General features: G+C 69.4%; 21 protein-coding genes. 12 read left to right on the forward strand and 9 right to left on the reverse strand.

From position 1 onward, the window contains the following. The first annotated feature begins 158 nt into the window (after positions 1–158). From DS843_RS05345 to DS843_RS05365, 5 genes are read left to right on the forward strand one after another with little or no spacing between them, the layout of a single operon-like run. On the forward strand, positions 159–1,391 hold the full coding sequence (locus DS843_RS05345; RefSeq protein ID WP_149467847.1) for a glycosyltransferase family protein: 1,233 nt from the start codon (positions 159–161) through the stop codon (positions 1,389–1,391). Then, positions 1,388–2,665 carry a glycosyltransferase family 4 protein gene (locus DS843_RS05350; RefSeq protein ID WP_149467848.1) on the forward strand — a complete coding sequence of 426 codons (1,278 nt, stop codon included), beginning with the start codon at positions 1,388–1,390 and terminating at the stop codon, positions 2,663–2,665. The genes DS843_RS05345 and DS843_RS05350 overlap by 4 nt, the downstream gene beginning before the upstream one ends. Positions 2,666–2,703: 38 nt before the next feature. Further along, complete coding sequence (locus DS843_RS05355; RefSeq protein WP_149467849.1) at positions 2,704–3,684, forward strand: sensor domain-containing diguanylate cyclase; 981 nt, start codon at positions 2,704–2,706, stop codon at positions 3,682–3,684. Between the two features lie 31 nt (positions 3,685–3,715). Then, a complete protein-coding gene (locus DS843_RS05360) occupies positions 3,716–4,927 on the forward strand; it encodes a glycosyltransferase family 4 protein (protein ID WP_149467850.1) in 1,212 nt (403 codons plus the stop codon). Beyond that, positions 4,924–5,508: a histidine phosphatase family protein gene (locus tag DS843_RS05365; protein WP_149467851.1), complete on the forward strand. Its 585-nt coding sequence runs from the start codon at positions 4,924–4,926 to the stop codon at positions 5,506–5,508. Before DS843_RS05360 ends, DS843_RS05365 begins: the two co-directional genes overlap by 4 nt. A 125-nt stretch (positions 5,509–5,633) precedes the next feature. On the opposite strand, the gene xth is transcribed toward DS843_RS05365, so the two are convergent. Together xth and DS843_RS05375 are read right to left on the reverse strand one after the other, a co-directional pair. Beyond that, positions 5,634–6,428, reverse strand: a complete 795-nt coding sequence (gene xth, locus DS843_RS05370; protein WP_149467852.1) for an exodeoxyribonuclease III — start codon at positions 6,426–6,428, stop codon at positions 5,634–5,636. Between the two features lie 15 nt (positions 6,429–6,443). After that, a complete protein-coding gene (locus DS843_RS05375) occupies positions 6,444–7,127 on the reverse strand; it encodes a fumarylacetoacetate hydrolase family protein (RefSeq protein ID WP_149467853.1) in 684 nt (227 codons plus the stop codon). Between the two features lie 388 nt (positions 7,128–7,515). Between DS843_RS05375 and DS843_RS05380 the strand changes: the two genes are divergently transcribed. Next, entirely contained in the window at positions 7,516–8,022 is a 507-nt protein-coding gene (locus tag DS843_RS05380) for a MarR family winged helix-turn-helix transcriptional regulator (protein WP_149467854.1), read from the forward strand. Positions 8,023–8,099: 77 nt separating this feature from the next. Here DS843_RS05380 and DS843_RS05385 read toward each other — a convergent pair whose 3' ends face one another. After that, positions 8,100–8,861: a gamma-glutamyl-gamma-aminobutyrate hydrolase family protein gene (locus DS843_RS05385; protein WP_149467855.1), complete on the reverse strand. Its 762-nt coding sequence runs from the start codon at positions 8,859–8,861 to the stop codon at positions 8,100–8,102. Positions 8,862–9,079: 218 nt separating this feature from the next. Between DS843_RS05385 and speD the strand changes: the two genes are divergently transcribed. Continuing rightward, the gene (gene speD, locus DS843_RS05390; protein WP_149467856.1) at positions 9,080–9,589 is read left to right on the forward strand and encodes an adenosylmethionine decarboxylase; all 510 of its coding nucleotides are present in this window, start codon (positions 9,080–9,082) and stop codon (positions 9,587–9,589) included. Beyond that, entirely contained in the window at positions 9,586–10,464 is an 879-nt protein-coding gene (gene speE, locus DS843_RS05395) for a polyamine aminopropyltransferase (RefSeq protein ID WP_149467857.1), read from the forward strand. Before speD ends, speE begins: the two co-directional genes overlap by 4 nt. 18 nt (positions 10,465–10,482) lie before the next feature. Here speE and DS843_RS05400 read toward each other — a convergent pair whose 3' ends face one another. Continuing rightward, a complete protein-coding gene (locus DS843_RS05400; protein WP_286191951.1) occupies positions 10,483–11,988 on the reverse strand; it encodes an alpha/beta hydrolase in 1,506 nt (501 codons plus the stop codon). 266 nt (positions 11,989–12,254) lie between these two features. Here DS843_RS05400 and DS843_RS05405 point away from each other — a divergent pair, with 266 nt between their 5' ends. Further along, positions 12,255–13,439, forward strand: coding sequence for a cache domain-containing protein (locus DS843_RS05405; protein ID WP_286191952.1), 1,185 nt, complete (start codon positions 12,255–12,257; stop codon positions 13,437–13,439). Here DS843_RS05405 and DS843_RS05410 read toward each other — a convergent pair. Together DS843_RS05410 and DS843_RS05415 are read right to left on the reverse strand one after the other, a co-directional pair. Further along, positions 13,408–15,426 (reverse strand): glycosyltransferase family 2 protein, encoded by a 2,019-nt coding sequence (locus DS843_RS05410; RefSeq protein ID WP_149467858.1) that lies wholly within the window; start codon positions 15,424–15,426, stop codon positions 13,408–13,410. The two genes, DS843_RS05405 and DS843_RS05410, sit on opposite strands and share 32 nt — an antisense overlap. Continuing rightward, entirely contained in the window at positions 15,426–16,637 is a 1,212-nt protein-coding gene (locus DS843_RS05415; RefSeq protein WP_149467859.1) for an HlyD family secretion protein, read from the reverse strand. The genes DS843_RS05410 and DS843_RS05415 overlap by 1 nt, the downstream gene beginning before the upstream one ends. Positions 16,638–17,021: 384 nt before the next feature. Here DS843_RS05415 and DS843_RS05420 point away from each other — a divergent pair, with 384 nt between their 5' ends. Further along, positions 17,022–18,332, forward strand: coding sequence for a hemolysin family protein (locus DS843_RS05420; protein ID WP_149467860.1), 1,311 nt, complete (start codon positions 17,022–17,024; stop codon positions 18,330–18,332). 28 nt (positions 18,333–18,360) lie between these two features. Here DS843_RS05420 and DS843_RS05425 read toward each other — a convergent pair whose 3' ends face one another. Next, positions 18,361–19,080: a YggS family pyridoxal phosphate-dependent enzyme gene (locus DS843_RS05425; RefSeq protein WP_149467861.1), complete on the reverse strand. Its 720-nt coding sequence runs from the start codon at positions 19,078–19,080 to the stop codon at positions 18,361–18,363. A 111-nt stretch (positions 19,081–19,191) separates the two neighbouring features. On the opposite strand from DS843_RS05425, the gene DS843_RS05430 reads away from it, so the two are divergent. Further along, on the forward strand, positions 19,192–19,704 hold the full coding sequence (locus tag DS843_RS05430) for a hypothetical protein (RefSeq protein ID WP_149467862.1): 513 nt from the start codon (positions 19,192–19,194) through the stop codon (positions 19,702–19,704). 99 nt (positions 19,705–19,803) lie between these two features. Here DS843_RS05430 and DS843_RS05435 read toward each other — a convergent pair whose 3' ends face one another. Then, positions 19,804–20,961, reverse strand: a complete 1,158-nt coding sequence (locus DS843_RS05435) for a porin (RefSeq protein WP_149467863.1) — start codon at positions 20,959–20,961, stop codon at positions 19,804–19,806. Between the two features lie 387 nt (positions 20,962–21,348). Further along, positions 21,349–22,521 carry a porin gene (locus DS843_RS05440; protein ID WP_149467864.1) on the reverse strand — a complete coding sequence of 391 codons (1,173 nt, stop codon included), beginning with the start codon at positions 22,519–22,521 and terminating at the stop codon, positions 21,349–21,351. Positions 22,522–22,865: 344 nt separating this feature from the next. Here DS843_RS05440 and DS843_RS05445 point away from each other — a divergent pair, with 344 nt between their 5' ends. Further along, positions 22,866–23,405, forward strand: coding sequence for a DUF3576 domain-containing protein (locus DS843_RS05445; RefSeq protein ID WP_149467865.1), 540 nt, complete (start codon positions 22,866–22,868; stop codon positions 23,403–23,405). Positions 23,406–23,518 lie beyond the last annotated feature (113 nt).

Consider the following 23,518-nt stretch of genomic DNA (forward strand, 5'->3'; position numbering starts at 1 on the left):
AGCAGGCGGAAACCTTACCCCCTCTGCCGCGTGACCGTTGAGGATATGGTTCGCCTGCACGCGGTCTGCCGCCATCGTGACGGCGGCATGACGCACACCCGTTCATCGGCCAAGCCGCGGCCGGACACAAGAGGCCAATCGGGAGAGGTAGGAACTCCATGAGTGAACGTCCGACCTCGGGCCGCGTGCTCATCTACAGCCACGACACGTTCGGCCTCGGCCATCTCCGCCGTTGCCGGGCCATCGCCCACGCGCTGGTCGAGCGCTACAGCAACCTGTCCGTTCTGATCCTGTCCGGATCGCCCATCGTCGGCAGCTTCGACTTCCGCACGCGGGTGGACTTCGTGCGCATTCCCGGCGTCATCAAGCTGCGCAACGGGGAATACACGGCGCTGAACCTGCATCTGGACATCGACGAGATCCTGTCCATGCGGGCCTCGCTGATCCGCCACACGGCGGAGATCTACCAGCCCGACCTGTTCATCGTGGACAAGGAGCCGCTGGGCCTGCGCGGCGAGGTGCGGGAGACGCTGGAGCTTCTGAAGAGCCGCGGCGTGCCGCTGGTGCTGGGGCTGCGCGACGTGATGGACGAGCCCGCCCTGCTCGCCCCGGAGTGGGAGCGCAAGAAGGTGCTGCCCGCGCTGGAGACCCTCTACGACGAGATCTGGGCCTATGGCCTGCCGCAGATCTGCGACCCGCTGGAGGGAATCGAGGTCCCGCAGTCGGTGCGCGACAAGATGGTCTACACCGGCTACCTGCACCGCACCGTGCCGGCGGCGGTTCCCCACGGGCCGGGCCTTCCGGACGAGCCCTACATCCTGGTCACCCCCGGCGGCGGCGGCGACGGGGAAGCGCTGGTGGACTGGGTGCTGCGCGCCTACGAGAGCGATCCGGGCATCCCCTACCGTGCGGTCCTGGTGTTCGGCCCCTTCATGCAGCCGGACCTCCAGGCCGAGTTCCTGGCCCGCGCCGACGCCCTGCCCAACGTCGAGGCCACCGCCTTCGAGGCGCGGATCGAGCGGCTGATGCAAGGCGCGGTGGGGGTGGTCGCCATGGGCGGCTACAACACCTTCTGCGAGATCCTGTCCTTCGACAAGAAGGCGCTGATCGTCCCGCGCGAGGTGCCGCGGCGCGAGCAGACCATCCGCGCCGCCCGCGCGCAGGAACTGGGTCTGGTCTCCGTCCTGATGGACGACGGGGTGCGCGACGCCGCGGCGATGGCGGCGGCGCTGCGCCGGCTGCCCTGGCAGGCGCCCCCCTCCTCCGTCGTGGTGCCGGGCCTTCTGGGCGGTCTGGAGAGCGTCAACCGCCTGTCGGCGCGCTACCTGCCGAAGCCCGCGGCCGAACCCGGCATCCTCGAACGCCCGTTGGCCGCAGGGGGCATGGCGTGACCGTCGCCGTCATCGTCAAGGGCTGGCCCCGCCTGTCCGAGACCTTCATCGCGCAGGAGATCCTGGGGCTGGAGCGGCGGGGGTTGCGTCAACTGATCGTCAGCCTGCGTCAACCGACCGACAAGGCGGTGCACGAGCTGAACCGCCGCGTCGCCGCCCCGGTCGCCCATCTGCCCGAATATCTGCACGACGAGCCGGCCCGGCTGATGCGCGCGCTGGCCGCGGCGCGGCGGCGCCCCGGCTGGCGGGCGGCGCGGGCCGCCTGGATGGCCGACCTGCGGCGTGACCCCAGCCGCAACCGCGTCCGCCGCTTCGGACAGGCCTGCGTGCTGGCGGCGGAGCTTCCGGCGGACGTCACCTGGCTGCACACCCATTTCCTGCACACCCCGGCCAGCGTGGCGCGCTACGCAGCGCTGCTGACCGGGCTGCCCTGGAGCTTCTCCGCCCACGCCAAGGACATCTGGACCTCCCCCGACTGGGACTTGCGGGACAAGCTGGCGGAGGCGCGCTGGGGCGTCACCTGTACGGCGCTCGGCCTCGCCCGGCTGCGCGCTCTGGCGCCGGAGCCGGAGCGGGTGGAACTGCTCTATCACGGGCTGGACTTCAGCCGCTTCCCCAACCCGCCGGACACCCGCCCGGCGCGGGACGGCGGCGATCCCGCCGACCCCGTCCGGCTGCTGTCGGTCGGGCGGGCGGTGGAGAAGAAGGGGTTCGACCTTCTGCTGGACGCTCTGGCGCGCCTGCCCGCCGGGCTGCACTGGCGCTGGACCCACATCGGCGGCGGCGATCGGCTGGCGGCGCTGAAGGCGCAGGCGGCGGCGCTGGGTCTGGACGGGCGGATCGACTGGCTGGGGGCGAAGGCCCAGGACGCGGTGATCGCCCAGTACCGCCGCGCCGACCTGTTCGTCCTGCCCTGCCGCACGGCGCGCGACGGCGACCGCGACGGGCTGCCCAACGTGCTGATGGAGGCGCAAAGCCAGGGGCTGGCCTGCCTGTCCACACGCGCCGCGGCGGTGGCGGAGCTGATCGGGGATGGGATCACCGGCACGCTGGTGGAGCCGGAGGACCCGTCGGCTCTGGCCGCCGCGCTGGAGTCGCTGATCCGCGACCCGGCCCGCCGCGCGGCGCTGGGGGCGGCGGGGGCCGCGCGGGTGCGGCGCGATTTCGGCAGCGATTTTGGCATCGACCGGCTGCACGGACGTTTCACAACCGAAAATAGCCAGACGTCTCTTATACCATTCGGGGGATGCTGTGCATTGCACGGCGGTCGATGACGGGATAGAGTGCGGCTTTGCTCCACTCTTGCGACGTCATGTCGATCCTTTCCGAACCGGCTGCCCCGGATCTCCTTTCCTTTTTCGAATTGGACGACGACACGGACGCCGTGGCGACCAGCCACGAGCTGTCCGTGGCGCGCAGCAAGCTGGGCGACCTGCTCGACCTGCTGCCCGCCGGCCTGCTGATTCACCAGGAAATGGGCATCGTCTTCGCCAACCAGGAGGCCACGCGCATCCTGGGCCAGAGCGGCGACGCCCTGGTCGGGCGCCATTTCCTGGATTTCGTGGAGGAATCGGGCATCGAAGACCAGCGGGACGCCTTCCTGCGCTGCCTGCGCGGGCGGGAGCTGGTGCGGTCGAAGGACGGGGTGATGGTGTCCACGGACGGGCGGCGGACCTTCGTCCAGGTCAGCATGTCGCCCCTGCCCTGGGAAGGGCTGCCGGTCATCTACGTCCTCATCAACGACGTGACGGCGCTGAAGGAATCGGAGGAGCGGCTGCGCCATCTCTCGATCACCGACTCCCTGACCGGCGTGTCCAACCGCCGCCATTTCGTCGAGGCGGCGGAACAGGAACTGGCCCGCGCCCGCCGCTATGGCCGCGCGGCCAGCCTGCTGATGCTCGACATCGACCACTTCAAAAGCATCAACGACACCCACGGCCACGCGGTGGGGGACGAGGCGCTGCGGACCTTCACCACCGCCTGCCGGTCGCTGCTGCGGGAGAACGACCTGCTGGGCCGCACGGGCGGGGAGGAGTTCGCCATCCTTCTGCCGGAGACCGACATCGCCGGGGCGCGCATGGTGGCGGAGCGCATCCGCCGCCGCACGGCGGAACTGACCGTGGCGGCGGGGGCGGAGACGGTCCGCTTCACCGTGTCGATCGGCGTGGCCTGCTGCGCCGCCGGGTCGCGCGGCGTGGACGCCATGCTGTCCAACGCCGACGAGGCGCTGTACCGCGCCAAGGCCGCCGGGCGGAACCGCGTCATCTGCGCGCTGGAACCGACTCCCTTCTGACGTCCCTTTCCTTCCCGTCGCCGGGGCCGGCATGCGCATCGCCTTCTACGCCCCGCTGAAGGCCCCCACCCACCCGGTGCCCTCGGGCGACCGGCGCATGGCCCGGCTGCTGATGGCCGCGCTGGAGGGCGCCGGTCACACGGTGACCCTCGCCTGCACCCTGCGAAGCTGGGACGACGGGAGCCGACCGGGCCGGGCGGAGCGTCTGGCGGCGCTGGGCGCGCGCTGCGCCGACCGCCTGACGGCGCGCTGGCGGGACGATCCGCCGGACCTCTGGTTCACCTACCACCTGTACCACAAGGCGCCGGACTGGATCGGCCCGGCGGTCAGCCGCCGCTTCGGCATCCCCTATGTGGCGGCGGAGGCGTCCTTCGCGCCCAAGCGCGCCACCGGCCCCTTCGCCGCCGGCCATCGCGCCGCGGAGGCGGCGATCCGGCAGGCCGCCGCCGTGGTCAACCTCGCCGGCCACGATGCGGAGGGGGTGCTGCCGCTGCTCGGCTCGCCGGACCGGCTGGTGCGGCTGCGGCCCTTCCTGGACACCCGCCCCTTCGCGGTGGCGGCGGACGAGCGCGACCGGCACCGGGCGGCGATGGCGGAGCGTTACGGCCTGAACCCGGACGTGCCCTGGCTGCTGGCCGTCGGCATGATGCGCGGCGGCGACAAGGAACGCTCGTACGAGATTCTGGCGCAGGCTTTATCTCCCTCCCCTGCTTTGCGGGGGAGGGCCGGGGTGGGGGCAAGCGCCTTGCCCACTCACCACCTGCTCATCGTCGGCGACGGCCCCGCTCGTCCCCGGATCGAAGCGCTGTTCGGTGGAGGCGCACTTGCCCCCACCCCGACCCTCCCCCGCTGGGCGGGGGAGGGAGTTAAGTTCCTCGGCCAGCAGGATTCATCCGACCTCGCCGCGCTCTACGCCGCCGCCGACCTGATGGTCTGGCCGGCGGTGAACGAAGCCTACGGCATGGCCCTGCTGGAGGCCCAGGCCGCCGGGCTGCCAGTCGTGGCGGGGCGCACCGGCGGGGTGCCGGACGTGGTGCGGGACGGGGTGACCGGCCTGCTGCCGCCGGTGGGCGACGCGGACGCCTTCGCCGCCGCGGTCGCCATGCTGCTTGGGGACCCCGGCATGCGCCGCCGCTTCGGCGAGGCCGCGCGCCGCATCACCGCGTCTGAACACGATTTGTCCATCGCGGTGGAGGCGCTGGACGCGGTGGTCCGGCGCGCCGCGCGGAAAGGGAGCCCATGACCGACCTGATCATCCTGCGCCACGGACCGACCGCCTGGAACGCCGCGCACCGTCTCCAGGGCGGCATCGACGAGCCGCTGTCCGACGAGGGCCGCGCCCGAGTCGCGGCCTGGAGACTGCCGGCGGACGTGCTGGGCTACCGCTGGGTCGCCAGCCCGAAGCGGCGGGCCTGGGAGACGGCCCAACTGCTGGGCCTGGACCCCGCGCCGGAACCCCGTCTGGTGGAAATGAGCTGGGGCGCGTGGGAAGGCCGCCTGCTGGAGGAGTTGCGGGCGAGCGGCGCCCTGACCGCCGACCGCGAGCGGATGGGCCTCGACTTCCGGGCGCCGGGCGGGGAAAGCCCGCGCGACGTGCAGAAGCGGCTGATCCCCTGGCTGGCGGAGGTGGCGGCGCAGGGCGTGCCGACCGGGGCGGTGGCCCACAACGGGGTGATGCGCGCGCTCTACGCGCTGGCCACCGGCTGGGACATGGTGGACAAGCCCGCCCACCGGCTGACCGACGGCTGCGCCCATCGCTTCCGGGTCGAGGAGGATGGGACGGTGGAGGTGGTTGCGATGAATGTGCCGCTGGTCGCGGTGTGAAGGGATCACCACAAAGACACGAAGACACAAAGATAAGCACGAAGAATGAATATAATTGCTTCGTGAAAATCTTAATGTCTTTGTGTCTTCGTGGTAAATACTATCCCTCTACAAGACCCCTCCGATCACACGTCCAGATCGACCACCACCGGAACATGGTCCGACGGCTTCGGCTCCCAGCCGCGGGCCTCGCGCAGGATGCGGTGACCCTTCAGCGCGTCCTTCAGCGGCGGGGTGACCCAGATGTGGTCCAGGCGCCGCCCGCGGTCGGAGGCCGCCCAGTCCTTCGCGCGGTAGCTCCACCAGGTGTAGAGCTTTTCCGTGGGCGGAACGAAATGGCGCACCGCGTCCACCCAGCCGATGGACGCCTGCATCGCCGTCAGCTTCGCCACCTCCACCGGGGTGTGGGAGACGATCTTCAGAAGCTCCTTGTGGCTCCAGACGTCGTTCTCCAGCGGCGCGATGTTCAGGTCGCCCACCATCACCATGCGGCGGTCCGGGCTGCGCCGGGTCGTCCACCACTCGGTCATTTCGTCCACGAACTGAAGCTTGTGGGCGAACTTGTCGTTCTGTTCCGGGTCCGGAATGTCTCCGCCCGCCGGGATGTAGACGCTGTGCAGCTCGATCCCGCCCGGCAGTTCGGCGAAGACGTGGCGGCAGTCCTGCTTGCCGCACCAGTGCTGCACGTCGCGCGACGTGAAGGGCAGCTTCGACAGGATGGCGACGCCGTTGTAGCTCTTCATCCCGTGGATGTGGGCGTGGACGTATCCCTTCTCGGCCAGCGGGGCCATGGGGAAGTCCGCGTCCACGACCTTGGTTTCCTGAAGGCAGACGACGTCCGGCTGCGCCTCGTCGATCAGGCGCAGCAGCAGGTCCATCCGCATGCGGACGGAGTTGATGTTCCAGGTGGCGATGCGCATCCCGTGCTTCCGGCCTCAGGCGATGGTGACGGCGATGGTGCCGACGCCCTCGACGGCGCCTTCCAGACGGTCCCCGGCCACCACCGGGCCGACGCCCTCCGGCGTGCCGGTGTAGATCAGGTCGCCCGGCTGAAGCTCCACCAGACCCGACAGGTAGGAGATCGTTTCGGACACGGACCAGATCAGGTCCGACAGGTCGCCCTTCTGGCGCGGCGCGCCGTTGACCGACAGCGTCACCGCACCCTTGTCGGGATGGCCGATGTCGGCGGCGCGGCGCAGCGTGCCGCAGGGGGCGGACTGGTCGAAGCCCTTGCCCATGTCCCAGGGCTTGCCTTCCTTCTTGGCCGCGTTTTGCAGGTCGCGGCGGGTCATGTCCAGCCCCACGCCGTAACCGTAGACATGGTCCAGCGCGCGTTCCACCGGGATGTCGCGCCCGCCGGTGCCGATGGCCACGACCAGCTCGATCTCATGGTGCAGGTTGGCCGTCCGGGGCGGGTAGGGGATGGCGGTGCCGTCGGCGACGATGGCGTCGGCGGGCTTCATGAAGAAGAAGGGCGGCTCGCGGTCCGGATCGGCGCCCATCTCCCGCGCGTGGGCGGCGTAGTTGCGGCCGACGCAATAGATGCGGCGGACCGGGAACGGATCGCCGCCGGCGACCGGAACGGTGGGCTGGGGCCACAGGGGGATGGCGTAGGCCATGGCGCGCCTTTCTTTCGGATGGGGTGCGGTTCGGGCAACCACCCTACCGGAAAGAGCACCGGAAAAAAGCCCCAGCCGTTGGGCCGGGGCTCTTGCGCGGTGACGCCCGGTCTGGGGGGGACCGGGCGTCGGAAGCTCCGTTGTTGGAGCCCGCCTGCGGCAGGGGAATGAACCGTCGGCGGGCAACCGCGCCGGCATGCCTGGTTCCGGGGGGTCCGGTGTGTCAGGAGCGCGATCACTTCGTAGGGCTAGAGGTGGAGCCGCTTTCAGGCGCAACCAATGCACAACAGGAATGTCTGCTATGCATATGATGCGGATTGTGTGGTTCTTGCTGACAAATTCGGCACCTGCCTGCATTTTACACGACCAATAGACTAGTCAATAAACGATGGCTTTCACGTTGACCGACATCGACCGTCCCACCCCTGCGGACCGGCGCACCCGCCAGCGTCCCAGCAAGTCCGGCAAGATGGCTCTCGGCCCTCTGCCGGAGCTGGTCGGCTACAATCTGCGCAAGGCGCAGGTGGCCGTTTTCCAGAGCTTCCAGAACGCCGTGGCGCCCCACGACATGACGCCGGGCCAGTTCGGCGTGCTGATCATGATCAAGGAGAACGAGGGCCTGTCGCAGTCCGATCTGGGCTCGGCGGTGGGCATCGACCGTTCGACCATGGTCGCGGTCATCGACCGGCTCGAGTCGCGCGGTCTGGTCATCCGGGCGCCCTCGCCCAACGACCGCCGCTCCTACGCGCTCCGTCTGTCCCCGGAAGGCGAAAAGCTGCTGGACGAGCTGATCCCGCGCATCCAGGCCCATGACAAGGCCATGGTGAAGGATCTCTCGCCGGAGGAGCAGGCGCAGCTCATCGACTTCCTGCGCCGCGTCTCGCGGGCCGGCTGACGGCAGGAGCGTGCCCAATCCACGGGCACGCGGCATCCGCCGATTGTTGACTTGTTCTATTGTCCTGAAGCCATCCTTCAGGAAAGGCGCCGCCGCGCCCGCTCGGCGGCGGCGCTTCCGAAGGCGCGCAGGATCGCCGCCGACAGCGGGTTCTCCCAGAACCGCCACTCCGGGTGCCACTGCACGGCCAGCGCGAAGGCCGGCGCCCCCGCCACCCGGACCGCCTCGACCAGCCCATCCTCCGCCACCGCCTCCACGGCCAGCCCGTCGGCCAGCCGGTCGATCCCCTGCCCGTGCAGGGAGTTGACGGTCACCGACGCCGCCCCGCCGGCCAGCCTCTCCAGCACGCCGCCGGGCGTCAGCCGGACGCCGTGGGCCGGCCCGTACTGCACGGCCAGCGGCGCCTCCTTGTCCTCGCGGTGGTTGGCGTAGCCCGGCAGCTCGTGCACCCGCTGGTGCAGCGTGCCGCCCAGCGCCACGTTCAGCTCCTGGAAGCCGCGGCAGATGCCCAGCAGAGGCACGCCCATCTCCAGCGCCGCGCGGATCAGCGGCAGGGTGGTGTCGTCGCGCTCCGGGTCGTGCAGGGTCCCCGGCTCGCTGGGCGACCCGCCGTAGCGGTGCGGCTCCACGTTCGACGGGCTTCCGGTGACCAGCAGCCCGTCGAGCTGCCCGGCCACGTCCTCCATGTCCAGCGCCGTCCCCAGCGCCGGGATCAGCAGCGGCATGCCGCCGGCCCCGTCCGACACCGCGCGCACATACTTGTCGCCCGCAACGTGGAAGGGGTGTTCGCCCATCATGCGGGTGCAGGCGGGAACGCCGATCAGCGGTTTGCGAACCATGGTGACTCCCGAAGACGGCACCGCCGGCCCGGCCCGGACGGTGGTGAGGGACCGATTATGCGCCGCCGCGGCGCGCGGCACCAGAGGGGTGCGGCGAAGCACAGGGCGGGTGGCGGGGAAGAATTTTGAAGAATTCTGTTGATTCGTATACCAATTTGTCCCATATGGCGCCCTTCTCCGCGACACTTGCGCGGAACATCTGCTGATGGGGGAGAACGATGGCGAAGACCGCTTCTCTCTTCCAATTGGGGATGCACTTGGGAAGCGATCCAAGGAAAGCCCAAACGGAAGGCCAAACCTCCGACCGGACCAACATCACCACTGGTCCTTGGAAGGAATCCCAAGACGACCGGAAGGACCATTTCATCGTCCGCGATGGCAAGGTCTGCGCCGGCACGCACCTGATCGTCGATCTGTGGGGTGCGCAGCGCCTGGACGAGCTGGACCATGTCCGCTCCACCCTGATCGAGTCGGTCGAGGTGGCGGGGGCGACGCTCCTGCACATCCACCTGCATCATTTCACGCCGAACGGCGGCATCTCCGGCGTGGCGGTGCTGGCCGAGTCGCACATCAGCATCCACACCTGGCCGGAACGCGGTTACGCCGCGCTCGACATCTTCATGTGCGGCGACGCCCAGCCCATGAAGGCCATTCCGGTGCTGGAGCGCGCCTTCAAGCCGACCGGCGTGAAGTGCGACGAGCTGCTGCGCGGCGAAACCGAATCATGAGCGGCGACTCCACCGAAGGCTGGTACGACGAGACGCTGTATCCGGACGTGGCCCAGCGCCTGCGCATGGGCCGCGTCCTGCACCGCGACCGCACCGGCCTCCAGGATCTGGTGATCTTCGAAAACCCGGTCCTGGGTCGCGTGATGGCGCTGGACGGCGTCATCCAGACCACCGAGGGCGACGAGTTCGTTTATCACGAGATGCTGACCCATGTGCCGATCCTGGCGCATGGGCGCGTCCGCCGCGTGCTGATCGTGGGCGGCGGCGACGGCGGCATGCTGCGCCGCTGCCTGGAGCACAAGGCGGTGGAGCGGGTGACGATGGTGGAGATCGACCGGACCGTCGTGGACCTGTCCATCGCCCACCTGCCCTCCATCAGCGCCGGGGCCTTCGACGATCCGCGCACCGATCTGGTGATCGCCGACGGCTGCGCCTTCGTCAAGAATGAGGCCGTGAAGGAGACGGCGGAGCGGTTCGACGTCATCATCGTCGATTCCACCGACCCCCACGGGCCGGGCGCCGTCCTGTTCACGGAGGAGTTCTACGCCGACTGCAAGGCCCGGCTGACTCCCGGCGGCGTGCTGCTCACCCAGAACGGCGTTCCCTTCCTCCAGCCGGGCGAGTTGAAGGACAGCCACCGGCGGCTGGGGCGGCTGTTCAGGGACGCCGGCTTCTTCGTGGCGCCGGTCCCCAGCTATTACGGCGGCTTCATGGCCTTCGGCTGGGCGACCGACGACGAGGCGCTGCGCCGCCAGACGGCGGAGGCGATCCGTCCGCGATTCGCGGCGGCGGGGCTGACCACCCGCTACTACACGCCCGACATCCACGCCGCCAGCTTCGCCCTGCCGGCCTTCATGCTGGACGCGCTGGCATAACGCCGTTCATGGCGCGCTTCATGGCGCCGCGAACCCCGGCGGCTTCGCCGCCGCCGGGCAGGCGTTGGCCGGAAGAGTCTCCGATTCCACGAACTGGGTGGCGGCGGCGACGGCGCAGTCGTCGGACGCCGTGACCAGATGGCCGGCGCTGCGGAAGACCAGATGCCGGCTTTTCGGCAGGGTCGCCGCGGCGCGCTCCGCCCATTCCGGAGGGGTCAGCGGGTCGTAGGCGCCGGAAAGCAGCAGCACCGGCACCGGGCTGGCCACCGGAAGCCGCTCGAACGGCTCCTGCGCGGCGGCGGGCCATTGGGCGCAGACGCGCCGCCCCGGGTCGTCGGCGGTGACGGCGCCGTAGGGGGCGAAGCGGCGCGCGTTGTCGGCCAGCCGCAGCGGATCGGCGGGGTTCACCGTCTCGCGGCATTCGATGGAGAAGGCCATGCCTTCCGCCGAGTCGGGATCGCCCAGCCAGGGAGCGGGCACCCAGTCGGACAGGCGGTCATAGCGCCCGCCCCACGCCCGCTCGATCAGGGCGGGAATGCGGGGCACGCTCTCTCCCTCCGCCATGGCTTCCAGAAGGGCCGACAGGGCGGCGGCGCTGTCCAGCCTGATCCAGCGGGGAATTCCCGGATCGCCGGCGGGAACGTCCACCGGAGCCTTGCCCAGCCGCTCCACCAGTTCCAGGAGATGGCGTTCCAGGTCCGGATGGGCGGCGCGGCAGGCGCGGTTGGCCGCGCAGTCGTCGAACAGGCGCCGGAAGGCCCGATGGACCAGCCACGGAGCCTCCTCCGTCGCGTTCACGTCGGGCGGGTAGATGGAATCCATCACCGCCGTGCGCACCCGCCCGCCGTGGCGCCTCAGGATCTCCAGCGCCACCCGCGTGCCGTAGGACACGGCGAACAGGTTGACCCGCTGCGCCCCCAGCGCCGCGGCGACGTCCATGGCGTCGTCGGCGGCGGTGGGCGTGGTGAACATGGCGCCGTCCAGCCCGTTGGCGGTGAAGCGGTCGCGGCAGGCGGCGAGGGCCGTGCGCTCCAGAGCGGCGCGGCGGTCGCGCGACACCGGGCGGGGGCGGGGCGAGGCGCCCAGCACGTCCAGTTCCGGGCAATCGGTGTCCGGTTCCGCCCGTCCGGCCCCGCGCGGGTCGAACAGGACCACGTTGCGCGTCCGGCGGAATCCCGCGGTCAGGGACCACCAGACCTCCATCCGCTCCTCCACCGCCTCGCCGCTGCCGAAGGGGGAGGCGCCGGGGCCGCCCTCCAGGAACAGCACCGGATCGGGGGAGGGCTGCTTGGCGGTGGACAGCAGCACGACAACCGGCAGGCGGAAAGCCCGCGTCGCGGGACGGTCGCGCCGGTCGGGCACGCCGACGGTGCCGCACAGCGCGGCCTCGCCCTCCGGCACGGAGAACCAGCAGGGCCCGGGCACGAAGCGGGGGTCCGCCTGCGCCGGCGGCGGGGCAAGCGTCACCGCCAGCAGGGCGGCGGCAAGGGTCCCCAACCACCGATGATGGGCGCGTCTCGTCACGCGGGTCGATCGTCCTCAGCAGTGAACGGGAGGGCGGAGATCGGACCGACGATGGCCCTCGCCCCGGCCCCACCACTTTCGATGCTTTCTCTTTGACCCAGCGGGGCGGGCTTGTCCAGGACAAGACGGCCGGCGGGGGGAGCGCGCGGGCGAGCAGGGCCATGGAACAGGCGGGCGTGGAGAGGGGACCCCGCCCGGTTAACCGGATCTAGACGTCTGGCGGCGATGATCGCCCGCGGAATATCCTGCCGAGGAGAGGTCATGCCATGACGAAGCGGCCCAGGTCCCTTGGAAGCACCCTCCGTCTGGGGCTTCTTGGACTGTGCATCGCCCCCAGCGTCGTCATCGGCCTCTACGCGAGCGGCAAGGTCGGAGAGCATGTCCGCGCGAAGGCCGGCGAGAACCTGCTGGACGCCAGCGCCCAGATCGCCGGCATGCTCGATCTGGGTATGCACGAACGTTGGCGCGACATGACGCTGGTCGCGTCGATGATCAACGCGCAGGGCTCGCTGGACCGGACGGACGACCTGCGCGACCAGCTCGAAACCCTGAAGCGGAACGTGCCCATCTACGCATGGATCGGCGCGGCGGAAACCGGCGGCCGGGTGGTGGCAAGCTCGCAGCGGCTGCTCGAAGGCGCCGACGTGTCCGCCCGCCCCTGGTTCCGCGCCGGCACCCAGGCGCCCTTCGCCGGGGACCTGCACGAAGCGCTTCTGCTGGCCCAGAAGCTGCCGCCGGGTCCGAACGGCGAGCCGTTGCGTTTCGTCGACATCGCGATGCCGCTGGTGCGCAAGGACGGGGTGCCGCTCGGCGTCCTGGGCGCCCATCTCAGTTGGGCCTGGGCCAGCGAGGTCGCCGCGTCGGTCCTGGAGCGCAGCGGCGGCGGCAAGCCGGAGATGGACGCCTTCGTGCTGAGCCGCGAAGGCGTGGTGCTGATGGGCCCCAAGGACCTGCAGGGCCGGAAGCTCGAACTCGCCAGCGTGCGTGCCGGCCTGCAGGGCGTCACGAAGACCAGCCTGGACGTCTGGCCGGACGGAAGGACCTATTTCACCGCGGTGACCCCGACGCGCGGAGAAGGCGATTACCGCGGCCTCGGCTGGGTGGTTCTGATGCGCCGCGACGCCGATGCCGCCCTGGCCGACGTTTCGGCGCTCCAGCACGGAATCCTGTTCGCGAGCCTCGCCATGGCCGTCGGCACCCTGCTGGCCGGCTGGGTGTGGGCCGGGCGCCTGTCACGCCCGCTGCAGGCGCTGGCCGAGGCCGCGCGCCGCCTCAGCCAGGGCGACCGCGCCACACCGGTGCCGCCCACGCGGGCCTTCGCCGAGGCGACCAGCCTGTCGGCCAGCCTCGTCCAGATCTCGCTGGCGCTCGATGCCCGCGGGCCGCGCACGCCGCCCGGCGGTGCTGCGGCGAAGCCGGTCAGCGCGTCGCGCGAGCCCGCAGCCCCGTGAGGATCTTCTCCAGGCTGATCGACGGCGCGGCGCCGCTGTAGCGTCCGGAATAGAGCTTGCGGATCAGCCGGTCGCGCACCCCGGCGTTCTCGGGGGCGTCCTCGGCGAAGCACAGGGTGAAGGCGCCGTCCTCCTGCCCCACCAGCGTGGCCTGCACCGGCCCGACCTCGCCGATGTGGACGAGAACCGGGGACCCTGGCGCCGCGTCGAGCGTCCCCCACATCCGCAGCCCGCCGAGCGAGATGTCCAGGACCCGCATGCGGTGCGTCCGACCGCCTTCCTGGCCTATAATCCCTGGGCCTACAATCTCCGGGCCGACGATCTCGACGTCGGCCTGTTCGTCGGTCCAGAAACGCTCGTCCTGCCGGTAGCGGGGCAATTCCACGCACACCACCATGGCCAGGGCCAAGGCCGCCAGATTGTAGAAGCTCCAGAACAGGACGATGATCTTGCCGTCGCCGGCCCCACCCTGGGGCGCGTAGTCCGCCAGACTGGCGTAGATCATGCCCCCGGCGGTCGCCGCCGCCAGAAGGCCGAACCGGCGCATCATGCCCCATTGGACCGTCACCCGGTCGCGCTGCCCACCCTTGGCCGTGACCTTGAACTTGTGCCCCTTGGGCTTGACGAGGCCGACCGCCACCGCCTGGATGATCTCGAACATCGTCAGCATCTGGCTGACGTCGTTCAGCAGCGGGATGATCTGGCCGCGGGTGACCCAATTCAGCGCGATCATCGTCGCGACGAAATAAGGCACGAAGTAGGAAACGACGTCCGGCGCCGTGGCGTTCACGATGCTGATCCCGAACCACCAGTAGAGGATCGGCGCGAAGAAGCAGGCGAAGCGGAAGGGAAAGGTGACCGCCCAGTAGAGAAAGGAGTCGATCAGCCCCACCCGGTCGATGAGGCTGAGGCGGTTCTTCGCGAAGGGGCCGGTCGGACCGCGGAAGATCTGGATCATGCCGAGGCACCAGCGGCCGCGCTGGGTGATGTATTCCTTCAGACCCTCCGGCGCCAGCCCGTCGCTCAGCCGTTCGTTGAGGTACACGGTCCGCCAGCCGCGTTCCTTCAGGCGGATGGTGACCAGGAAGTCCTCCGTCACGCTGTCGGTCGGGAACCCGCCGATGGCCTGAAGCCCTTTCCAGCGCATCATGGAGGAGGTGCCGCAGCAGAAGGCGATGCCCCAGGCGTCGCGGGACGCCAGCATGTGGTCGAAGAAGAAGCGTTGCTCGTCCGGATAGGCGCGGCCGATCCGCAGGTTCGACTGGATCGGGTCGGGGTTGAAGAAATGCTGCGGAGTCTGCACCAGACCGACCGACGGGTCGTGGAACAGCGCCAGGGCCCGGGTGACGAAGTTGGCGTGGGGAACGAAGTCGGCGTCGAGCACCACCACGAAATCGGGCTGCCGGGGCAGCGCCGCCAGATGCTTCAGCGCGTGGTTGATGTTGCCGGCCTTGGCGTGGCTGTTGTCCGGCCGCTGGAGATAATGGCAGCCCTTGCGCGCGCACAGGTCCCGCAGCCAGTCCCGCTTGCCGTCGTCCAGCACCCACACCCGCAGGCGCGGATGGTCGATGCCGAGCGCGCCGGCGATGGTGCGGGCGAGGATCGCCTCCTCCTCGTTGTAGGTGGCGATCAGAACGTCCACCTGTGGCGGCTCCCCCGGCCGCCACCAGCCGGCGTGCTCGTCGGCCTCGCCGCTGCGGTTCCGGACGCGGGACAGCATGACGAAGGCCAGCGAGGAGCTGGCGATGGTCGCCGCCTCCAGCAGCACGAACGCCCAGGCGCCGACCGCCTCGGCGCTGAAGGCCAGCGGCGGGACCGACCCGGTGAAGCGCCAGACGATGTAGCGCCACCCCAGCGCGATGCAGATGGCGAACATCACCACCCGCACCCGGCTGTCGTCCGGCCGGCAGAAGGGCAGGACCGCAAGCGCCGCACCGCAGACCAGAAGGGCCGGCGCGAAGCTCGCCTCGAAGGGCGACAGCACCATCAGACAAGCCCCAGCCAGGAGCCGACGGTGCGCATCAGGTCGCGCGGCGTGCCGGAGAAGACCACCTTGCCGGTCCGCCCGACCGCGCAGCCGGCCTCCGCGTCCTTCAGGAGGTCCGGAATGGCGAGCGCCACGTCGAAACGCTTCAGATGCTCCGGGCCGGGAGCGATGGCGAGGTTGTTGTAGACCGTCGCGGCGCCGGAACCGGCCAGACGCAGCACCTGCCCGCCGAAGACCCGGTTGGTGCCGGCCAGCCGGAACTGGGCCGGATCGCCCACCTTCAGGCGGTTGTAGTCGCTTTCCGTGACGCTGGCCGTGACGATGACCGTGGAGCAGTCGAGCAGCCGCAGCAGGTCCTGCCCCTTGCGGGCGTATTCGTCGTTGCCCAGGGGCGCCTCCCAGACCAGCCCGTCCACCGGAGAGGTCAGGAAGGCGTCGCGCAGCTTGGACACCCGCTGGCGTTCGAGCGCGATCTGCTCCCGGATCTTGGTCAGGCGCCGGGTGCGCTCCTGAAGTTCGGCGGACAGCTCGCCCAGACGCAGCTCCAGTTCCTGCGCCCGCTGGCTGGAATAGGGCGTGTCGTTGTAGGAATCGCCGAGGAACGTGCCGTTGGAGGCCGCTTCCAGTTCGGTGCGCAGGACGTCCAGGCGGGCCGTCGCCGCGCGGATGTTCAGGCTGTTCACCTCGTGCGCCGCCTGGGCCTTGTCCAGCATCGCCACCGACTGGACGCCGTTGTTCCTCAACTCCTCCGCGCGCCTGAGGGAGGCGGTGGATTCGATGGATTGCGCCTTGGCGCTGGCCAGCAGGGCCTGCTGCTCGTCGATGCGGGCCTTCAATTGGCGGATGCGCCCGTCGCGGTACGCTTCGGTGCGGTCGCGCAGAGCGGCGGCGCTCGTCGTCGCGTTCGCGATCTGCGCCTGGATGCGTTCAATCTCGGTGTCGAGCGCACCAGCCACCCGTTCCAGGTCGAACAGGCGGGCGTCGTCCGCGCGGACGTCCGTCAGGCTGCCGAGCGTCTGGCCGCGCTGGACCCGTTCCCCGATGACGCGCGGCTGCAGCGAAAGCTGGCCGTCGATGGGCGCGCGCATCACCGCGACGCGCGCGTTGACGACCGCATCGGCGCTGACGACGGCGACGCCTTCCGCCAGGACGATGTAGCCGGCCACCCCGGTGAGCGCGAGGCCGGCGGCGAGCTTGAAGAGTTTGCGCATGGCGGGAACTGCCCTTAAGGCGATTAAAAGCACTCCGAAATTGATGCATGGCGGTTGCTAAAATTGCGTTATCGGCCGTGCCCGACAGGCCCACGAAGAGGTTGCCGGAGTCGCGCCGCGACCGCATTATGTGGGACGGTTCAACAAACGCGGAGCGCCTCCGGCGGCTGGCCGGGGACACGATGAACGACTTTTCGAGCGGCCAACGCTGGCCGCAGGGTGCCCGGGCCTTCCGGACGTCCTGCGGCGTCCTTTCGCAGCCCGTCCAGGGCGGCATTCCAGACGCAGAACGGCGGCCGACCGCGACATGGGGGCCAAGGCCGCCGTGCCGGCGGTTCCGAAGCCACCGCTGCCGTTCGTCCCTTTTGTCTGGAAGCGCCCATCATGCTGTATTTTGAGATTGGCATCGTCGTCGCGCTGACGCTTCTGAACGGCGTGTTCTCGATGTCCGAACTCGCCGTCGTCTCGTCGCGCAAGGCGCGGCTCCAGACCATGGCCGACGCCGGCAACCGGGGCGCCCGCGCCGCTCTGCGGCTGATCGACGACCCCGGCCGCTTCCTCAGCACCGTGCAGATCGGCATCACGCTGGTGGGCGTCGTGGCGGGCGCCTATGGCGGCGCCACGCTCGGCGACCGGTTCGGGGTCTGGCTCGACACCATACCGGCGCTGACCGGGTACGGGCGGGCGATCGGCGTCGCGACGGTGCTCGTGGGCATCACCTACCTGTCCATCGTGCTGGGGGAGCTCATCCCCAAGCGGATCGCGCTGAAGAGCCCGGAGCGCGTCGCGTCCCTCGTGGCCCCGCTGATGCGCATGCTCTCACGGGTCGCAGCCCCCATGGTCTGGCTGCTCGGCGCCTCCACCGATCTGGTGCTCCGCCTGCTCGGCCTGCATGGCGAGCGCGAGGAGACGATCACCGAGGAGGAGGTGCGCTCGATGATCTCGGAGGGCACGCAGGCGGGGGTCTTCGCTCCGGCGGAGAAGGAGATGATCGACGGCGTGCTGCGGCTTGCCGACCGCAGCGTGCGGTCGATCATGACGCCGCGCCCGGACGTCCTCTGGCTCGACCTCGGCGATCCGCAGGATCTTCTGCTCGCCGAGATCAAGTCCGGGTCCCATTCGCGCTACCCGGTCTGCCGCGGCGAGCTGGACGAGCTGGTCGGTGTGGTCCACACCCGCGACCTGCTCGACGACGCGGTCCACGGGCGCCCCTTCGACCTCGCGGCGAGCGCCACGAAGCCGCTGGTGGTGCATGACGGAACGCCCATCCTGAAGCTGCTGGACCTCATGAAGACGTCCGGACACCACCTCGCGATCGTGGTGGACGAGTATGGCAGCATCGAGGGGGTGGTCACGCTCACCGACATCCTGGAGACCATCGCCGGCGACCTGCCTGAGGCCGGGGAGGCGGTGGAGCATGCCGCGGTCCGGCGCGAGGACGGGTCGTGGCTCGTGGAAGGCTGGATGCCGGTGGACGAGTTCGAGGACACCATCGGCCTGCGCGGTCTGCGCGGAACCGGCGACTTCCACACGGTGGCTGGTCTGGTGCTGCATCACCTGGGCCATGTCCCGGTGGCCGGCGAGGCGTTCGAATGGGACGGCGTCCGCGTGGAGGTCGTGGACATGGACGGCCGCCGGATCGACAAGGTGCTGGTCGTTCCCCGCCTCGATCACCCGGCCCCGGCGGACGAGTGACCGGCCCCGCCTGCCTCAGCCGCCGGCGTCAACCGGCGGCGGGGTAGGGACGCGCCCCGAAAATGGCCGTGCCGACCCGCACATGGGTGGCGCCGAAGCGGATCGCGGTCTCGTAGTCTCCGCTCATCCCCATGCTGACCTCCGGCAGGCCGGCGCGGCGGGCCATGTCGGCGAGCAGGGCGAAATGCATCGCCGGCTCCTCGTCCACCGGCGGGATGCACATCAGCCCGGTCACCGGCAGGTTCCAGGTGCCGCGGCAGGCGGCCAGGAAGGCTTCCAACTCCGCCGGGGGAATGCCGGCCTTCTGGGGTTCCTCGCCCGTGTTGACCTCGATCAGGCAGCGCGGGCGGCGCCCGCTGCGCGCCATCTCGTCGGCCAGGGCCTCGGCCAGCTTGGGCCGGTCCACCGTCTGGATCACGTCGAACAGGGCAACCGCGTCCTTGACCTTGTTGGTCTGGAGCGGACCGATCAGGTGCAGTTCCAGATCCGGAAAGCGGTCGCGCAGAGCGGGGAACTTCGCCTTGGCTTCCTGAACGCGGTTTTCGCCGAAGACGCGCTGGCCGGCGGCCAGGGCCTCCTCCACCGCTTCCGCCGGATGGGTCTTGGAAACGGCGACCAGCGTCACCGCGCCGGGGTCGCGCCCGCCCGCGGTGCAGCTTTCCAGGATCGCGCGGCGCACCGCCTCCAGCCGGGCCGTGACGGTATCGTTTGGCGCGCCGGGCGTCGTATCGGTGTGCGAAGCGGACATGCCGGTTCTCCCCCTTCTGCGGCTCCCTCTGCGGTGCCTGCCTGTACAGGAACCGGAGGGCGTGGTAACGGACGGGCCGACGAAACGCAAGCACCCCGAGGAGAACACGGCATGCGTGGTTGGATGCGTCCTCTGATCCTGTCGGCGCTGATTTTGGGGGCCGCGCCGTTCGTGGGCGGCGGCGCCTTCGCTCAAAACGCCGGAAAGGCCGCCCCGGCTCCCGCCAAGGAAGCCCCGAAGACGGCGGCGGGTTCGGCCATCGCCCAGGCGCCCTTCGCCGAACAGCCGTTCCCGCTGCAGGACGACGGCACCTACAAGGAGTTCATGACCGCCACCGCCGCCGACATCAACCGGCGCTGCACCAAGCTGGAAAGCTACGGCTGGGAGTTCAAGAAGGGCGACGACGCCCGCCGGGACCAGATCCTGGATTCCACCCTGGGTGGCTTCCGCAAGGCCGGCTGGAAGATGGGTGAGGTGAAGGTCAAGAGCATCCGCGATCCGGGCACCACCGTCTACACGGCGGAAAAGGCCAAGCATCGCCTGCTGGCCGTCTGGACCCCGATGGAGGATGCGGCGATCCTTCTGCTGTGCGAGACCGAAGCGGCGCAGGCAACCAAGAAGTAGGACCGCTCGCATCCCGGCTGTCCAAAGCCGGTCGCCCAAAGGAAAACGGCGGCGGATGGGTATCCGCCGCCGTTTCCGTCAGAGGTGCCGCAAGGCCGATCAGAAGGCCAGACGGGTGTCGATCATGATGATGTGCGCGCGGTCGTCGGGGTTGATGCCGCCGTTGTCCACCGTCGACAGCTTCGAGTCGAGGTCGAGGTAGCTGTACTCCAGGCCCGTGGTCAGGCCGGGCGCGATGGTGTAGGTCACGCCGGCCTGGTACAGCTCGGCCTTGACCGGGGCCACGAGGCCGGTGTTCGGGCTGGTGCCGTTGGAGCACGACTGCGAGTAGTTGGCGGCCAGGATGAACGGGCCGGTGCCGTACTGGGCGCCGATGATCCAGATGTCCTGCTTTTCCTTCACGGTCAGCGACTTGTCGTAGCCGCTGTCGCCGCTGTAGGCGTAGCTGCCGCCGATCTTGAAGCCGCCGTAGCCGACGTTCAGGCCGGCATGAACGGAGCTGAGCTCCTCGAAGCGGCTCGCGGCGGCGCCAGTGCCGACATCGACCGCATCGCCGAACTGATAGAAGGCGCTGGCCGCGACGCTGAAGCCGCCGAACTCGTTGGTGTAGGTGCCGCCGACTTCGACCACGTCCTGGAAGCCGCCGTTGTCCTGTCGGCGGTTGATCGAGGTGTGCGAGTCGCCCGTGCGCGGCGTGTAGGAGATGCCGCCCTGGATGCCGGCGAAGGTCGGGGTCAGGTAGATGATCTTGGTGCCCACGTCGCCCGACGCGAAGGCACGGAAGTTGTTGGTGGTGGTCGGCAGCAGCGAGTAGGTCTGCGAGCCGCCCAGGAACTCCACCGTGTTGTTGTCCGGACCGCCGGCGATGCCTTCGACGTTCGGGCCGATGATGCCGAACTCATCCGAAAGGCCGTTGATCGTGCCGCCCTGCAGGGTGCCGAAGCCGCTGTTCACGAAGATGAAGGCACGGTCGGCGTCCATCGTACGGACGTTGTTGAGGCCGTTGGCGGCGCGCATACGGACACGGCCGCCATACTCCAGGCCGTTGTCGGCCGTGGCGACGGGCGTGACGGTCACGCGGAAGCGGTTGGCGAACTCCGTGGAGCGGGTGCCTTCGTCACGGTCCTGCTCGACATAAGCGCCCTGGAAGAAAGCGTCGCCACCGATCTTGACCTCGAACTTGGTCTGGGCGGAAGCCACGCCGCTGCAGGCGATGATCGCGACGGCTGCGCAGCCCGTAACAAGAGAACGCTTCATTGATGGTCCATCCTTCTGGCGGGCCTCGAAAGAGAATGAGGCCGCGCGGTTGTGCTTCCCATCAATGACTAAGCCATCCGTTCGCCGACGCAGCAAGAGCGATTCCACGAGGATCAATATGCGGTTGTAACACAGTTGCCATTAAGACACAGGTATAAGTGTATGCAATCAAACGGTTTTTCCCGTTTGCCGTAAATATAGCACACCCGCTGTTCAGATTTTGGGCGCGTTGAACAATCTTTGCGCAGAGAAAATGCGGTCCAGGACGACGGAGCGCAGCGCGGAGGGCGCCGGACACCCGAGACGCAGCGGACGAAGAAATTGCAGGCAAAGAAAAAGGGCGGTGGCCGAAGCCACCGCCCCTTCTCATCCACGGGAAACCGCAGATTAGAACGCCAGAACCGTGCGGAGCAGAACGACGTGACCGTCGTTGTCCAGGTCCAGAGCGGCGGTGCTCAGGTCGCTGTCGGCCTTGAAGTAGTCGTACTGAGCCTGCAGGGTCAGGCCCGGAGCGACGGTGTAGCCGGCGCCCACTTCGTAGACTTCCAGGGTGCGGTCGCCAGCGGTGTAGAGGCTGCCGGCGTCCTTGCCGTTCTTGTAGTTGGCGCCGACGACGATCGGGCCGGCGGTGTACTGAGCGCCGACAACCCAGAGGCGGCTCTTCTCGTTGTCCGAGGTCGCGGTCTGGATCTGGCCCGACTCACCGAAGTCGGTGTACGAACCGCCGAGCGTGAAGCCGGCGTAGCCAACCTGGGCGCCAACCTGCCAGGCGTTCAGGTCCTCGACGCTGGCGCCGACCGTGGTCGTGCCGGCGGCGTTGCCCCAGTAGTAGCCAGCGCTGGCCTTCAGCGAAACGCCGCCGAAGGTGTTGCTGTAGTTGGCGCCGACTTCGACGAGGTCCTCGAACGTGGTCGAGAAGCCGCGGCCGGTGGCGGTGACCGGGGTCAGGTCGGCGCGGTTGACCGAAGCGTGCGAGTCGTCGTTGCGCGGGGTGTAGCTGGCGCCCACCTGCAGGCCGGCGAAGCGCGGCGAGAAGTACACGATCTTGGTCGCGTTGTTCTCGACGACCAGCGACTGGTTCAGGATCGAACCGTTCAGGCCGGCGAGGCCGCCGGCGATGTCGGTGGTCTGGCCGATCCAGGCCGCGACGCCGTCATAGATGCCGAGCTGCAGGTAATCCTGCGGGGCCGTGACGTAGGTGGCGTCGTTGAAGGAGTTGGTCACGCCCATCTGGACCTGACCGAACGCGCCCTGGGCGAAGATGTAGCCGCGGTCGGCGTCCATCGTGCGGGCGTTGCCGGCGCCGCTGTTGGCGCGCATACGGATGCGGCCGCCGTACTCCAGGCCGTTGTCGGCCTTGGCGGTCGGGGTCACGATGACGCGGAAGCGGTTGCGGAAGTCAACCGAACGGGCGCCCTGATCGCGGTCCTCGTTGACGTAGCCGCCTTCGAAGTAGGCGTCGCCGCCGACCTTGACTTCAAACTTGGCCTGAGCGTTGGCAGCGCCGGCACCCAGAGCCAGAGCGGCAGCGGCGCAGCCCGCGAGCAGATAACGGTTCATGATTGTTGCCTCCATCCTGGCAGCAGAATTTTCAGCCAGGTTAACGTCCTGGCTGGCTATGTCGTACGCAGATGCACCGACGCCAGCAAGCCGGAAATCGAAAAGTTGCAGCAATGAAGGAACAGTGTGTCCGACGGATCACACCCGGGTCCCGTGCCATGGCCGTGATTCCGCCCTGCCGCCGGACCCGTACAGAGGCCCGCGTTGCCCGCGCCGGACACAGCGAAGGCACAGGCTGCGCCCCGCATCGCCTGTTGCCGCGGGCGGCCTTTTATGGTCTTTTCACCCGCATCCGCCGCGGTATCGTGCGCGGTACCCCGAATTTTTTGATCCAGGTTCCGACCATGCGCCGTTCCCGTGTCCTTCGCCTTGCCCCCGTCGCGCTCGTGGCGTCGCTCGCCGTGGCCGGCTGCTCCAGCTGGGGCGGCCAGACGGAAACCGTCGATGAGCAGATCAAGAAGGAATACAAGTTCGGCAGCCTTCTCGGCACCGACGGCGGATTCAGCCTGTTCGGAAAGAACAAGCGCAACGGCGCGGACCAGGGCGATCCCAACGGCATCGGCGTCAACAGCTTCCTGTGGCGCGCCTCGCTGGATACGCTGTCCTTCATGCCGATCGTGTCCGCCGACCCCTTCGGCGGCGTCATCCTGACCGACTGGTACACGCCGCCGGACACCCCGAACGAGCGTTTCAAGGTCAACCTCTACATCATGGACCGCCAGCTCCGCGCCGACGGCGTGCGGGTGTCGGTGTTCAAGCAGGCGCGCGCCGGGTCGGACTGGCGCGACAGCTCGGTCGGGCCGGAGACGGCGACGACCCTGGAGGACGCGGTGCTGACCCGCGCCCGCCAGCTCCGCGTCGCCCAGCAGGCCGCGGCGCGCTGAGCACGGGCGCCGTCCGGGCGGGACCGGGCGACGGATTCGATCCGCCGCCTGTCGTTCCGCCGATGGCGCCTTACTTCATGAGTCCCCCGAAATCCACCGAACGGCGTCTGCGG

The sequence above is a fragment of the Roseomonas genomospecies 6 genome (assembly GCF_008365375.1).
Taxonomy (GTDB): domain Bacteria; phylum Pseudomonadota; class Alphaproteobacteria; order Azospirillales; family Azospirillaceae; genus Azospirillum.